General features: G+C 43.3%; 13 protein-coding genes. 8 read left to right on the top strand and 5 right to left on the bottom strand.

Going from position 1 to position 15,335, the window contains the following annotated elements; translation table 11 throughout:
* The first annotated feature begins 46 nt into the window (after positions 1-46).
* From CDG62_RS08115 to CDG62_RS08080, 8 genes are all read left to right on the top strand, one after another.
* Complete coding sequence (locus CDG62_RS08115; protein ID WP_087526530.1) at positions 47-1,219, top strand: isovaleryl-CoA dehydrogenase; 1,173 nt, start codon at positions 47-49, stop codon at positions 1,217-1,219.
* A gap of 36 nt (positions 1,220-1,255) precedes the next feature.
* Positions 1,256-2,857, top strand: a complete 1,602-nt coding sequence (locus CDG62_RS08110; protein WP_087526531.1) for a carboxyl transferase domain-containing protein — start codon at positions 1,256-1,258, stop codon at positions 2,855-2,857.
* Between the two features lie 10 nt (positions 2,858-2,867).
* A complete protein-coding gene (locus CDG62_RS08105; RefSeq protein ID WP_087526532.1) occupies positions 2,868-3,662 on the top strand; it encodes an enoyl-CoA hydratase/isomerase family protein in 795 nt (264 codons plus the stop codon).
* Between the two features lie 20 nt (positions 3,663-3,682).
* Complete coding sequence (locus CDG62_RS08100) at positions 3,683-5,674, top strand: acetyl-CoA carboxylase biotin carboxylase subunit (protein ID WP_087526533.1); 1,992 nt, start codon at positions 3,683-3,685, stop codon at positions 5,672-5,674.
* Complete coding sequence (locus tag CDG62_RS08095) at positions 5,671-6,573, top strand: hydroxymethylglutaryl-CoA lyase (protein WP_087526534.1); 903 nt, start codon at positions 5,671-5,673, stop codon at positions 6,571-6,573. The genes CDG62_RS08100 and CDG62_RS08095 overlap by 4 nt, the downstream gene beginning before the upstream one ends.
* Before the next feature lie 26 nt (positions 6,574-6,599).
* Positions 6,600-7,304, top strand: coding sequence for a CoA transferase subunit A (locus CDG62_RS08090; RefSeq protein ID WP_087526535.1), 705 nt, complete (start codon positions 6,600-6,602; stop codon positions 7,302-7,304).
* 3 nt (positions 7,305-7,307) lie between these two features.
* Positions 7,308-7,937 (top strand): CoA transferase subunit B, encoded by a 630-nt coding sequence (locus CDG62_RS08085; protein WP_087526536.1) that lies wholly within the window; start codon positions 7,308-7,310, stop codon positions 7,935-7,937.
* 134 nt (positions 7,938-8,071) lie between these two features.
* Positions 8,072-9,481: a short-chain fatty acid transporter gene (locus tag CDG62_RS08080; protein ID WP_087526537.1), complete on the top strand. Its 1,410-nt coding sequence runs from the start codon at positions 8,072-8,074 to the stop codon at positions 9,479-9,481.
* Between the two features lie 101 nt (positions 9,482-9,582).
* Here the strand turns inward: CDG62_RS08080 and CDG62_RS08075 are convergent, their stop codons facing one another.
* The 5 genes from CDG62_RS08075 to CDG62_RS08055 all read right to left on the bottom strand — a co-directional run bounded on the left by CDG62_RS08075 (position 9,583) and on the right by CDG62_RS08055 (position 15,239).
* Entirely contained in the window at positions 9,583-10,605 is a 1,023-nt protein-coding gene (locus CDG62_RS08075; RefSeq protein WP_171405740.1) for a DUF1311 domain-containing protein, read from the bottom strand.
* A gap of 114 nt (positions 10,606-10,719) precedes the next feature.
* A complete protein-coding gene (locus CDG62_RS08070) occupies positions 10,720-12,177 on the bottom strand; it encodes an OmpA family protein (RefSeq protein WP_087526539.1) in 1,458 nt (485 codons plus the stop codon).
* Between the two features lie 160 nt (positions 12,178-12,337).
* Positions 12,338-13,573, bottom strand: a complete 1,236-nt coding sequence (locus CDG62_RS08065) for a dihydroorotase (protein ID WP_087526540.1) — start codon at positions 13,571-13,573, stop codon at positions 12,338-12,340.
* A 10-nt stretch (positions 13,574-13,583) separates the two neighbouring features.
* The gene (locus CDG62_RS08060; protein WP_087526541.1) at positions 13,584-14,600 is read right to left on the bottom strand and encodes an aspartate carbamoyltransferase catalytic subunit; all 1,017 of its coding nucleotides are present in this window, start codon (positions 14,598-14,600) and stop codon (positions 13,584-13,586) included.
* A gap of 285 nt (positions 14,601-14,885) precedes the next feature.
* Complete coding sequence (locus tag CDG62_RS08055) at positions 14,886-15,239, bottom strand: hypothetical protein (protein WP_087526542.1); 354 nt, start codon at positions 15,237-15,239, stop codon at positions 14,886-14,888.
* Between the last annotated feature and the right edge of the window lie 96 nt (positions 15,240-15,335).

Below are 15,335 nucleotides of genomic sequence, written 5' to 3'. Positions count from 1 at the left end.
ATGCTTTATCAGGAACAATAAATACACTCATAGGACGAATGAAGAAATGACCCTAAAAAGCTTAAGTTTCGGTTTAGATGAAACACTCATTGCACTGCGTGATTCTGTTGCGGCTTTTTGTGCCAAAGAAATTACCCCGATTGCTCAACAAGTCGATCAAAACAACGAATTTCCAGCTCAGTTGTGGAAAAAGTTTGGTGATATGGGCTTACTCGGTTTGACCGTCGGTGAAGAATATGGCGGTACAGGCCTAGGTTATTTAGCGCATATCATTGCCATGCAAGAAATCTCACGTGCTTCAGCTTCGATAGGTCTTTCTTATGGTGCACATTCTAACCTATGTGTGAATCAAATTAACCGAAACGGCAGCGTGGAACAAAAACAACGTTATTTACCAAAGCTAATTTCAGGTGAATACGTCGGTGCACTTGCCATGTCTGAACCGAATGCAGGCTCAGACGTAGTCAGCATGAAACTCAAAGCTGAAGATTGTGGCGATCACTTTCTATTGAATGGTTCAAAAATGTGGATCACCAATGGTGGCGATGCCGATGTGCTTGTGGTGTATGCCAAAACGGATTTGCATGCAGGTGCTAAAGGCATGACGGCTTTCCTTGTAGAAAAAGGCATGGAAGGTTTTAGTCATGGCACACATTTAGACAAGTTGGGTATGCGAGGTTCGAACACTTACCCCTTGTTCTTTGACAATGTGAAAGTGCCAAAAGAAAACGTGATGGGCGGTGTAGGAAACGGCACGAAAGTGCTCATGAGCGGTTTAGACTACGAACGTGCTGTTTTAAGCGCAGGTCCTTTAGGCATTATGGATGCCTGCATGGATACCGTGATTCCGTATATCCATGACCGTAAACAATTCGGTCAAGCGCTCGGTGAATTCCAGCTAATGCAAGGTAAAATTGCCGACATGTATTCGACTTGGTTGGCGTGTAAAGCACTTGTCTATGCTGTGGGTGCTGAGTGCGACAAGGCTGACCATAGCCGTAGCCTACGTAAAGATGCAGCCAGTGCAATTTTATATGCTGCGGAAAAAGCCACTTGGATGGCAGGTGAAACCATTCAGACCTTGGGTGGAAATGGCTATATCAATGAATTTTCTGCAGGCCGTCTATGGCGCGATGCAAAACTCTATGAAATTGGCGCGGGAACTTCTGAAATTCGCCGTATGTTGATTGGCCGTGAACTGTTTAATGAAACAGCTTAATCCTCCACAACAATAAAAATGACAAGGATGTTCGTGATGAATCAATTACATAGCAAGATCAATATTCGAAGTGAAGACTTCAAAACCAACCAAACCGCGATGCAAAGCTTGGTCGATGACTTAAAGCAAAAAGCAGAACAAATTGCTTTAGGCGGCGGTGAAGCGGCACGACAAAAACATTTGGCACGCGGAAAACTGTTAGCACGTGATCGTATTGATCAGTTAATTGATGCAGGCACGGCATTTCTTGAAATTGGTCAATTGGCAGCACAAAACGTCTATGCAGACGATGTGCCTGCAGCAGGTGTCGTTGCGGGTGTAGGTCAGGTCAATGGTGTGACCTGCATGATCGTCGCCAATGATGCGACAGTGAAAGGTGGCACCTACTATCCGCTGACGGTAAAAAAACACTTACGCGCTCAAGAGATTGCAGAGCAAAACCATCTGCCATGTATTTATTTGGTTGACTCAGGCGGTGCCTATTTACCAATGCAGGACGAAGTTTTCCCTGACCGTGATCACTTTGGTCGTATTTTCTATAATCAAGCACGTATGTCCAGCATGGGAATTGCCCAAATTGCGGTGGTAATGGGGAGTTGTACAGCTGGGGGTGCATATGTACCCGCCATGTCTGATGAAACCATTATTGTGCGTAACCAAGGGACGATTTTCTTAGGTGGTCCACCACTGGTGAAAGCGGCAACAGGTGAAGTAGTCAGCAGTGAAGACTTAGGTGGTGGTGACGTCCACACTCGCCTGTCTGGTGTGGCCGATCATTTGGCGGAAAACGATGAACATGCAATTATCATTGCCCGCAACATCGTAGCCAACCTGAATAAAACACCACATACGTGTGCAACAGAAGTTGAAGAACCGTTATTTGATGCAACAGAACTGTATGGTGTTGTGCCCAGTGATGCACGCAAACCATTCGATATTCGTGAAGTGATTGCGCGCATTGTCGATGGTTCACGTTTTGATGAATTCAAAGCTCGCTTTGGCACCACCTTAGTCACTGGTTTTGCCAAAATCTATGGCATGCCTGTCGGCATCATGGCCAACAACGGTATTTTATTTTCAGAGTCTGCACAAAAAGGGGCTCACTTTATTGAACTCTGTACGCAGCGCAATATTCCCCTACTGTTCCTCCAAAACATCACTGGCTTTATGGTCGGTCGCCAATACGAAAATGAAGGAATTGCCAAAAATGGCGCCAAACTGGTCATGGCTGTTGCCACCGCAAATGTCCCAAAACTCACCCTTGTGATTGGTGGTTCATTTGGTGCAGGCAACTATGGTATGTGTGGTCGTGCCTATTCACCACGCTTCATGTGGACATGGCCGAACTCGCGTATTTCGGTGATGGGTGGTGAACAAGCGGCAAGTGTATTGTCGACCCTAAAACGAGACCAAATCGAAAAACGTGGCGAGTCTTGGTCTGCCGCAGAAGAAGATGATTTTAAACAACCCTTCCGTGACCAATTTGAACGTCAAGGCCATCCATATTATGCATCGGCTCGTTTGTGGGATGACGGTGTAATTGATCCTGCACAAAGCCGTCAGGTACTCGGTTTAAGTTTAGCCGCAGCCTTAAATGCACCCATTCAACCGACCAAATTCGGCGTGTTCCGTATGTAGGAGATGAGCGATGAGCTTTCAATATTTACAACTCGAACAACGCGACCAAGTGGTAACGGTATGGATTAATCGTGCAGAAATGCATAATGCTTTCAATACTCAAGTGATTGAAGAACTGCACCGTTGCTTTAGAGAACTCAATACGCGTGATGATGTCCGTGTCGTGATTTTAGCTGGACGTGGCAAAAGTTTCTCGGCGGGTGCTGACCTGAACTGGATGAAAGAAGCAGGACAAGCCTCACAGGCTGAAAATGAAGCCGATGCATTAAAACTGGCGAAAATGCTACAAAGTTTAGCAACATTAAAACAGCCGACCATCGCCCGCGTACAAGGCATTGCTTTTGGTGGTGGCATGGGACTGGCTTCTGCCTGTGATATTTGTGTTGCAAGCAGTGATGCTAAGTTCGCGACCTCTGAAGTGCGCTTAGGTTTAGCCCCTTCAACTATTAGCCCTTATGTGATTCGTGCCATTGGCGCACGTCAAGCTTCACGCTACTTTTTAACCGCAGAACGTATTTCTGCGGAACAAGCCTTACAGATTGGTCTAGCGCATGTGGTGGCCGATGCTGAACAGTTGGATGAAAAAGTCGCAGAAATGGTCGATGCCTTACTTTTGGGTGGGCCAGAAGCACAAACCGCTTCAAAACAACTTATCCAAATGGTCGACCAGCAAGTGTTAACCGAAGCATTGTTGTTACAAACCGCACAACATATTGCCCATGTACGCCAAGGATCAGAGGCGAAAAATGGCTTAAGTGCTTTTTTAAATAAACACAGTCCAGTCTGGATCAAGACGACGGCATAACAACAAGAAAGGATATCAATATGTTTAATAAAATCTTAATTGCAAACCGTGGTGAAATTGCTTGTCGTGTGATCCGAACTGCAAAAAAAATGGGCATTGCCACCGTTGCAGTCTATTCAGATGCTGACGCTCAGGCACAACATGTGCAACAAGCTGACGAAGCCATTTATATCGGTGAATCCCCAGCTGCACAAAGCTACCTACAAATTGAACGTATTATCCAAGCTGCATTAGATACAGGTGCAGAAGCAATTCATCCAGGTTATGGCTTTTTATCTGAAAATGACCAATTTGCCAATGCCTGCCAAAAAAACAACATTGTCTTTATTGGCCCACCTGTAGATGCCATTTTAGCCATGGGCCTCAAAGCCACTTCTAAATCGTTAATGGAAAAAGCAGGTGTACCGCTGACACCGGGCTATCATGGCACCAACCAAGACCCTGATTTTTTAAAACAACAAGCCGATGCCATTGGCTACCCTGTGCTGATTAAAGCCAGTGCTGGCGGTGGGGGTAAAGGCATGCGCTTGGTTGATCGTGGTGAAGACTTTTTAAGCCATTTGGCTTCTTGTAAAAGCGAAGCACGTTCAAGCTTTGGTAATGATGATGTACTGGTTGAACGCTACGTGGTACAACCCCGTCATATTGAAGTGCAAGTGTTTGGTGATACGCATGGTAACTATGTGCACCTATTTGAACGCGACTGTTCAGTGCAACGTCGCCATCAAAAAGTCTTAGAGGAAGCACCTGCACCTAAAATGGCAGAACCAAAACTCGAAGCCATGCGCCAAGCCGCTATTGATGCAGCACGTGCCGTGGATTATGTCGGTGCAGGTACGGTTGAATTTATTGTGGAGCAAGACGGCACGGCATATTTCATGGAAATGAATACCCGCTTGCAAGTTGAGCATCCTGTAACAGAGATGATTACAGGCCAAGATTTGGTGGAATGGCAACTACGTGTCGCTTTTGGTGAGCCGCTACCTAAAAAACAACACGAGCTCAGTATTCATGGTCATGCGCTGGAAGCACGTGTCTATGCGGAAGAACCTGAAAAAGGTTTCCTACCTGCTATTGGTAAAATTAACTACCTGCACTACCCTCAGCAAAATGAGCATGTCCGTGTAGACAGTGGCATTGTTGAAGGGGATGAAATTACGACTTTTTACGACCCAATGATTGCCAAATTAATTGTTTGGGCAAAAAATCGTGAAGCAGCACTCACCCAAATGCACCATGCACTCAGTCAGTTTCATGTCGATGGCTTGGGCAATAACATAGCATTCTTAGACCGTTTGGTCCGTTCAGAATCATTTAAGACCGCCAACCTAGACACCAACTTAATTCAACGTGAAGAAGCATTTTTACTGCAACACAATGAAACAGCCTCTTCAGAGCTCATCATCACGGCGGCATTGATTGAACTCTTGTCCCGCTTTGCTGGCAATAAAACAGCTACAAATCCTGTATGGCAAGCCGAGTCTCTATGGCGTTTAAATATTAGTGCCAACTATGCCATTAAACTGGCACTAAACGATGAAGAACATAAAGTCTATTTCAGCCCAGCGGCAAAAGGCTTTACAGCAAAGTACAATGGAAATAGCATTTTTATTCAGGGTGAATTGTTAGAGGCACATTTAGCTAAAATTGAATGTGCAACAAGCAAAAAGACCTATGCTTATAGTTCAAATGCACACGGCCTAACCCTGTATGCAGATGGTCAAAGCTATAAATTTGCACATATTCGGCCTAACTTTAATACTGAAGACGATGCTTCTGATGCCAACAACTTAAAAGCACCAATGCCAGGTGTGATCACACAAGTCTTAGTACAAAACAACAGCACAGTGAAAAAAGATGAGGTTCTCCTCACGCTTGAAGCGATGAAAATTGAATATTCAATTCGTGCTCCACATGACGGTATTGTGTCTGCAGCTTACTTCCAAGTCGGTGATCAGGTCAAAGCAGGCGATGAATTGGTTGAGTTTTCAAGCTTGGAAGGTGCCGCATGAATGAATTTGTCAGAATTGTCGAAGTCGGGCCGCGAGATGGTTTGCAAAATGAAAAGACACCGCTCACTTTGGATGACCGTCGTAAACTGATTTTAGATTTAATGCAGACAGGACTCAGTGCCATTGAAGTGGGTTCTTGTGTCTCTGCAAAGTGGGTTCCACAAATGGCACAGAGTGATGAACTCTTTGCCAGCTTACCCAACGATCCAAATATTAGTTTTAGTTTACTGACTCCGAACTTAAAAGGGTTTGAGTCTGCCTTGGCAGCTGGCTGTCAGGAGGTTGCTGTTTTTACCGCAGCGTCCGAAAGCTTTACCCAAAAAAACATCAATTGCTCTATTGATGAAAGCTTTGAAAAATTTGCAGACATCATGACTGCGGCGAAAGCCCATAACATCAAAGTGCGTGGCTATGTGTCTTGTATTGTCGACTGCCCCTATGAAGGCGCAATTGCACCGAGCAAAGTTGCACATGTCAGCCAACGTTTGCTGGAGATGGGCTGCTATGAAGTGTCCTTAGGTGAAACGATTGGCACGGCGACACCAAACCGCGTGAAAAAAGTCTGGCAGGCATGTTTAGCTGAAATGGACGCCGCGAGTTTAGCAGGACATTTTCATAATACTTATGGTATGGCTATTGCCAATATTTACCAGTCTTTAGAACAAGGCATTCGTGTATTTGACTCGTCCATTGCAGGTCTAGGTGGCTGCCCTTATGCCAAAGGTGCATCGGGCAATGTCTCCACAGAAGACCTTTACTACCTACTCTCCAACATGGGCTATGACACAGGGATTGATCTTGATGCACTGATGATTGCTAGCCAAAACATCAGCCAAGTATTACAACGCACCAATCCATCTAACTATGCCAATGCCTACTGGCAAAAGCGCTGTGCCTAAGCCATTTAATTTATAACGAGAACACTATGGTCAATAAAGTTTATTCAAGTGCAAAGGATGCACTGCAAGATGTGGTTCAAGATGGTCAAACCCTAGCGGTTGGTGGCTTTGGTTTATGCGGTATTCCAGAAAGTCTGATTGCAGCCTTAAAACAAACGGGCGTGAAAAACCTCACCTGTATTTCAAACAATGCAGGCGTCGATGGTTTCGGCTTAGGACTCTTATTAGAAAGCAAACAAATCAAAAAAATGATTGCCTCTTATGTAGGCGAAAACAAAGAGTTTGAACGTCAGTTCTTAAGTGGTGAGCTTGAAGTTGAACTCACCCCTCAAGGTACACTGGCTGAAAAACTTCGTGCTGGTGGTGCAGGCATCCCCGCTTTCTTTACCGCAACAGGTGTCGGCACACTCATTGCCGAAGGCAAAGAAGAGCGTGAGTTTAATGGTAAACCTTACATCCTAGAAAACTCGCTCACCGCTGACATTGCACTTGTCAAGGCATACAAGGCCGATACCACAGGTAACTTAATTTTCCGTAAAACCGCACAAAACTTTAACCCAGTATGCGCGATGGCTGGAAAAGTCTGCATTGTCGAAGTTGAGGAAATTGTTGAAATAGGTGCTTTAGACCCAGACCAGATTCACCTGCCGGGTATTTATGTCAATCGCATTGTACTGAATGCAAACCCTGAAAAACGTATCGAACAACTCACATTAAAAGAGGAGGCTTAACCCATGGCTTGGTCTCGTAATGAAATGGCACAACGTGCAGCGCTTGAGCTGGAAGATGGTTTTTATGTCAATTTGGGCATTGGTTTACCTACACTGGTGGCCAACTATATTCCTGAAAATGTCAACGTCTGGCTGCAGTCTGAAAATGGACTATTGGGTATTGGCGAATTTCCTACGGCAGAAACGGTCGATGCCGATTTAATCAATGCTGGAAAACAAACCGTTACCGCACGTCAGGGCGCCGCATTTTTCTCTAGTGCAGAGTCTTTTGCCATGATCCGTGGGGGGCATGTCAATATTGCAATTTTAGGGGCAATGGAGGTCTCACAAAATGGCGATTTGGCCAATTGGATGATTCCGGGTAAAAAAGTCAAAGGCATGGGCGGTGCGATGGATTTAGTTGCTGGAGTGCAAAAAGTGGTGGTACTTATGGAACACTCTGCAAAAGATGGCACACCGAAAATTGTCGAGCAGTGTAGCCTGCCGCTTACAGGCAAAAATGTCGTACATCGCGTGATTACTGACCTCGGTGTCATGGACATTACGCAGGAGGGTGTGAAATTGATTGAACTGGCGAAAGATGTCAGTTTTGAAGACATTCAGAAAGTGACAGGTGTTCCCCTCATCCGCTAATTCGACATCATTTATACAATAGAAAAAATAATCCAATGCCTTTAAAGCAGCGATCCTGTTTTAAAGGCATTTCTATCAGCACGGATAGGCTGAATCAAAAATTCATACCTCATAGATAAAAATGGAATCAATGCATGGAAAACTCTCAAAATATTTTGCAACGTTTTGCACTACGTGTCAGTGATTGGTCGGAGAAATGGTTTCCAGACTCTTATATTTTTGCCCTATTGGGTGTCGTAATCGTCGCAATTGCCTCAATCAGCATTGGCGCACCGGCCAAAGATGTCGCAGTTTCCTTTGGTGATGGTTTTTGGAGTCTAATCCCTTTTACCTTACAAATGTGTATGCTGATTGTGGTTGGTTACGTAGTTTCTGTTTCAAAGCCTGTAGAGCTGCTGATTCAAAAAATGGCCCGAATCCCCCATAGTGGACGTGGGGCAATTGTTCTTGTTGCAACGGTCAGTTTATTAATTTCGCTGATAAACTGGGCCATGAGTACAGTACTGACCGCCCTGCTGGTGATTGCTTTAGCTAAACGTAAAGAACTGAATATGGACTATCGTGCTGCTGCTGCCGCCGCGATTATTGGTATGGGTGCGACATGGGCCTTAGGTATTAGTTCTTCCGCGGCACAACTGCAAGCCAACAAAGCTAGCCTGCCTGAATCGATTTACAATCTAACCGGTGTGATTCCTTTCACCGAAACCATATTCTTGCCTCAGTCGATGATCATGACGGCTGTATTGATTATTGCCTCGATTGCTATTGCATTTTGGTCTGCACCCAAAGGACAAGACATTAAAACCATTGATCAATTCCCCATCCAGTTTGAGGAAGAAACTAAACCGACACCAACCACAAAACGCCCAGGAGACTGGTTAGAGAACTCGCCTTTATTGAGTATCTTGATTGTGCTCTTGGGTCTGGTTTGGATGTTCAATGAGTTCAGCAAAAGTAATCCGATCTTGGCCATTTCAAGCCTAAATACTTACAACTTTATTTTCCTGATGTTGGGTATTGCACTGCATGGTACGCCACGAAATTTCCTTAATGCCGTTACCAAAGCCGTGCCAGCTGTCTCAGGTGTTCTGATTCAGTTTCCACTTTATGGCAGTATCGCTTTCATGATGACACAAGCGTTAAACAGTCATGATTTATCACTATCACATTATATTGCTGAGTTTTTTGTTTCGATTGCCTCCAAAGAAACCTTTGCCATTGTGATGGGCTTATATTCTGCTATTTTAGGCTTTTTCATTCCTTCTGGCGGTGGTAAATGGATTATTGAAGCACCCTATGTCATGCAAGCTGCACACGATTTAAAAGTGCATTTAGGCTGGTCGGTGCAAATCTATAATGCTGCTGAAGCCTTGCCGAATTTAATCAACCCATTTTTTATGCTGCCCATGCTCGGCATTCTCAAATTAAAAGCCAAAGATGTGATCGGCTTTACCGTCACTCAATTGGTTTTCCACCTGCCTTTGGTGCTGTTCCTACTTTGGATTTTAGGCCGTAGCCTGACCTATATGCCACCTACCTTTTAAACCCAGAAAGAAAATACAATCTAAATAGAAAAGGACGAATCATATTCGTCCTTTTCTCATACTATAAATACTCAATAAAGCGTATTTTTAAGATAACCCAATTAATTAAACACATTATTTAAATACACAATGCGCTCATTGGTTTTTTGGTTAAAGCACTTGGTATATTGCAATTGTTGATCTTGGGCACGTAAAGCATCATCCCAATATTGTGACTGCTTTTGATAGGTTTCTTTTTCACTATCCGTCATTTGGTAGACACTTTTTTGGGAAATCACTTTACAGCCTACATCACGCTTTTCAAACCACTCCGTTTGGTCTTGTTGTAGCTGCTGTTTTTGCTCCTCAGTGAAATTGTCCCAAGTCTGGTTTAATCTTTCCACTACTTTGACTTGATCAGCATCCAGTTCCTTCTTACGAATATTCATGGCTTTCTGTGCCAGTTCCATCTGCGCAACTTCTTGCTCATTATATTGTTTTATATTCTTTTGTATTTCGGCATTTTCTTTTTCATACGCCGCAAACTGAACCGCATGCTGAGTTACCAAAACCACACCATCAATCACGCCATTTTGATTGGGTACATTAAGACTAATACCCTCTTTATCTGTTTTAATGATGTTATAGCTGAATGCACCTTGTAGTTGATCATTATCTAAGTTGAGTGAATATTCACCCTCTTCTAAGACATCACGCAAAGTACTTTGATAACCATCCTCACACTCTTCGCATGGACGCGCTAAAAACGCATTTTCGGCACGTTTCTGCAACCCTTTCGGGAAAATCACTAGCAACTGGCTTTCGCAATCCAATTGCTTTGCTGTATCAGGCTTTTCTGTGGTCGTTGAAACCCCTTTAATTTCAAAACGAATACCTTTATTGATCTGCGCTAATAATTTTTCATCGGCCTCATATTCACGACTATCACGTAAACGACGGTCTAAGGCTTTTAAATATTCCGTTTTTAAATGTGCTTGAATTTGTTCGACATTGGCAGGAGCCGTACAACTCCAATTTGACATTTCTTGCGATTCAGCAACCGTTTCTGTTTTATTCTCGGTTCGGTTACAAGCACTTAAAAATAAACTGCTCAAGAGTAGACTGGCAAAAATTGTTTTCTTCATCATTGTTATAAAACCATAAGGCTGTTGTTTTTCGCAGCGTATTTAACCAAAAAATAAGCTTTTATGCGAGTGGCTATATAAAAGAACCCTGCCGTAGCAGGGTTAAAACATCGCTTAATTAACCTTTTCAATACCACGATCATCTACTTCACGCACCACACCCGAGTCTGTATTTAAAACCTCAAATTCAATACGGCGGTTTTTAAACTTGCCTTCATCGGTTTGATTGTCTGCAATTGGCTTTTCTTGCCCATAACCAATCGCTCGCAACTGCGCAGGATCAACACCTTTAAAAATTAAATAATCCACCACCGCTTGCGCTCGATTTTGCGACAAGGTTTTATTGACTGCCGCATCTCCCGTTGCATCTGTATGCCCTATCACGGTCAATTTGACTTGCGGTGTTTTTTGCATCAGTGCTGCGGCCTGATCCAAAACCGACTTATTCACATCAGGTATCGCCGATGAAGCTGTATCAAAGTTAATAATTTGCAAATTCAATGCCGTGGCAACATCTAATGCTCGAACTTGCTCTGGATTAATTTCTGCCAGCGCACGCTCAGCATCACTAATACTGGTATCCACTGCACGGTTGACGTCCAATGGTTGCTGAGTCACAACTGTCATATTGCGTAGCAAAGGTTTAATTTGATCTGCTACTTTAAGTGCATTGGCTGGATCTTGCGATTGAATCGATAACTGATTGCCAAACCATGTTAAATTTACATTCGGCACACCCTTCAATACACTGATGACACTCGGTATTGCATCTTGGTCGATAAATTCAGTGTGATATATACTCTGCATATCTGCACCACAGCCAATGCTGTTATTAAAAATTTGCTTTACTTCTTTTTGTAAAATTTCAACATATGCAGCATTGGCTGAGAAAATTTGGCAAGTGACCAAGTCTCCTGTTGCCCCAGTTGAAATTTGAAATTTAGCAGGTTGGCTGGCATTCACATTTGAAGCAGGTGCTGTTTCAGTCGTGGCTTTGTCGGTACAAGCCTTAAAAATAAAAGCAAACAATGCCGCAAAAATAATTAATGCCAAAATGGGCAGTAAAAATGACCTTTTCTCTTCTACTTTTGTGGCATGTACGCTTGTAGGTGCGATGTGTGTCGCTTGTCCTTGTAAGGTACTTACCCCTAATCCAGCCAGTAATGCAGTTGCCCACTCTGGTAACGCACGGCTAATGCTATCCGTATTGACCTGTAGTAAATGGGAAATCGCTTCAGGTTCTGAAGAGCCTGCCTCTGTGGCTAAAAATGCTAATGCAGGTGTAATCGAACGGCTTAAGGTACTTTCAATTTCATCTGCGGATGCTGCCCCACGGACATGCTCCAAAAATTGTTGCTTGAGACTGACATTCGATGCAAATACATCATTGAGACGTGGATTCAACTGCTGCTGAAATGCAGGAATCAGTTCAGACTTTGACTTTAATATAGACAGTAAAATTGGTAAAAAGGACTGAATCGCTTGATTTTTTTCAAGTAAGTGTTGTGTATCACCCTCTAAAACAATTGCAGAGACATTTTGTTTTAGTAAATCCATAAAATCGACATTCATGAAGTCTTACCCCACTTTTTCTCATTGTTTTCATCGTCATTTTTTAGTTTATCTGTTCATTTTTTATACTTTGTAAAATATTGTATTTGCATCAGTTTTATTTAGGCCCAATAAAAAAGCCAGCCGAAGCTGACTTTTTAATCCACATTTAAAGCAATGTTTAAGCTGCAAAAGTTTTTAGAACTTTTCCTTTCACCACTTGATTGATCAAAGGTGTATTTTTACCTTGCGACAAAATATTGTCTTTATTCACAATCCAGTCTAGCTCAGGATCAACCAATACCCAGCCTGCTTCAGCAGTCCAACGTTCAAGCATATTGGCTACCGTGGCTGGTGCAATCGTGACTTTTTCGACCCATTCCAAAGGGTTAAATAAACCTTCACGTACCAATTGCACACCGAAAGCTACATAGGTATCAAAAGCGGTAATGCCTGGCTGTGTTTCAGCAAATGGTGCTAGCTTTGCAGAGCTGCTCAGCGGTTCGTGATGCGTACAAATCGCGTCGATCACGCCACTTTTCACACCTTGGCGAAGGTGCTCTTTATCCGACTCAGCACGTAACGGCGGGCGGACGTGTGCAAGTGAGTTAAAGCCATCAATCAGCTGATCTGTTAAGTGCAGCTGATGCATTGCCACATCGCATGTGACTGGCAGACCTTTATCTTTAGCGATCTTGATCAAATCGACAGAAGCACCTGTCGACAATAAACCAAAATGAGCACGAACACCCGTCGCTTCAATCATTAGCAAATATTTGGCAATCGCAATAGTTTCGGCAATCGCAGGGATGGTTGGTAAGCCTTGACGCGATGCCACAAAGCCCTCATGGACACAGCCGTCTTTGGCAATTTGCGGTTCTTCTGCATAAAACACCACCGTCATACCAAGGCCTGCTGCGTATTCTAAAGTGCGCAGCACCACATCGTCATCTGCAAAAGGCGCATTAGCATTTGAAACTGCTTTACAACCGCCCTTTTTGAGACCCGCCATATTTGCAGGTTGATTACCTTGTAGACCTTGGGTTTGAGCACCAATCACTTCAAGATAAATACCGCCATCCAACATCGCTTTTTCCATCAAACCATGGATCAAAGCACCATTATCTTGCACAATCGGTTTTGAATCTGGCGGTGTAAACACATGCAAAATACCATTTTCACGCGCAGCACGGCCTTCTGATTTTAATGTCCCGTGCTGTTGCTGACCTGGTTCACGTAGGCGTGCACATAAGTCCACCATGGTTGGCATCAACCACTTGCCTTGACCATCAATTGTTTCAGTGACATTGGCTGTTTCAGCAACCAACTTGCCATTTTCGATATATACCGTTTGAATCGTATCTGTTTGATGAATTGGGTCAAGAACACGTATATTTTCAATTTTTACAACAGTCATGACTTATTCCTTATACCGCAATCGCGTCTAACAAACCTTGCTCTTGCAGTTGACCTTGCATTGCAAGCGCCAAAACTGCCATACGTACAGCAATTCCGTTGGTCACCTGATTTAAAATCACAGACTGTGGACCATCGGCAATACTGGAATCAATTTCTACACCACGGTTCATTGGCCCTGGATGCATCACGATGCAATCAGGTTTTGCCATCGCAAGGCGCTCTTTATTTAAACCGTACATTTTGTAGAATTCAGCTTGAGATGACAACGCTGGTGAATCAATGCGTTCATTTTGAATACGTAAGGTAATAATTACATCGCAGTCTACAATCCCTGCTTCCATGTTATTAAATAAACGTACACCTTCACCATATTCATCAAAACCATATGGCAGTAGTGTATTCGGTGCAATTACGCGAATGTCCTTACACCCTAGTGTTTGTAATGCGGCAACATCTGAACGCGCCACGCGTGAGTGTTTAATATCACCAATGATGGCAATTGAAATATCTTCAAATTTCTTTTTGGTTTCACGGCGAATGGTTAGCATATCCAACATGGCTTGCGTTGGATGCGCATGACGGCCATCACCTGCATTAATAATTGCAACATGTGGACAAACGGTTTGTGCAATAAAATGTGCCGCACCCGAGGAAGAATGACGTACCACAAAAATATCCGCAGCCATCGCTTCTAAGTTCCACAGAGTGTCTCTGAGCGTCTCCCCTTTGGAAGTACTTGAACGTGCGATATCAATATTTAATACATTTGCAGAAAGACGTTTTGCCGCTGCTTCAAAAGTGGTACGAGTACGGGTTGAATTTTCAAAGAAAAGGTTCATTACCGTTCGACCTTCTAACAGGTTGTTGGTAATCAGCTGATTTTGGTCATTAAAAAAGGACTGCGCGGTGTCCAATATTTTTGTAAGAGTTTCTTTAGAAAGACCTTCGATGGTGAGGAAGTGTTTGAGATGACCATCTTGGTTGAGTTGAATCTGACTCGGAGTATGCAATGCTGCCAAGTGCATGAGAGATTCCTTGTACGTTAAGTTAACGCATTATACAGATTTTCTTTTTGATTTGGACCTCAGTTTAAAGCAATTGCCTTAATTATCATCGGCTTCAAAACTAAGATTATGAAATTCTTATCTATTATTTCAACCAGTTAAATTAAACCATTAAAGACCAAATTAGCCAAACTCAGGGGGCATCAAATTGCTATAAATATCAATTCTATAGAGTTTTTATCTCATTTATCCCAATTGGACATTTAGAAAAGCTCTCTTGCGAGAGCGATCCAACTTTAGCGATTTTTATCGTAAAGCGCCAATATAGTGATGTGACACTTGGGCACGATAGATTTCTTCTTCAGTGGCGTCTAACTCATGTCGTGTCGCGTCGACCTGTTTCGGTTTTTCGATCACAGCAGCTTCTTCATAGTTAAAAACATCCATGACACTGTCTAAACGGCTCACCAGACGAATCAGTTCAGCATCTTCCGTACTTAAAGCAAGCTCTGCCATTTGACGTGCATAACTTGGGTTTTCCACCAAATACATCACATCAATTACACGCCCCGATACACGGCGCAGACGTGCATAAAGTAAAGTTGCAATTGAAAAAGCATCAGCATGACTTACAACACCGCGATCTAACTTGGTCGACATATTCATCCCCTTTCAAGTGAAAAATATTTACTGACGATCTAGCAAAAATCAGTCAGCAAATTAAACTTGTAAGGATTTAGCAAAATACGTACCAAA

It is taken from the genome of Acinetobacter sp. WCHA55, from assembly GCF_002165305.2.
In the GTDB taxonomy this organism is placed as follows: domain Bacteria; phylum Pseudomonadota; class Gammaproteobacteria; order Pseudomonadales; family Moraxellaceae; genus Acinetobacter.
Note: the sequence above shows the minus strand (reverse complement) of the source record. Positions and strands in the feature narration are given on the sequence as shown.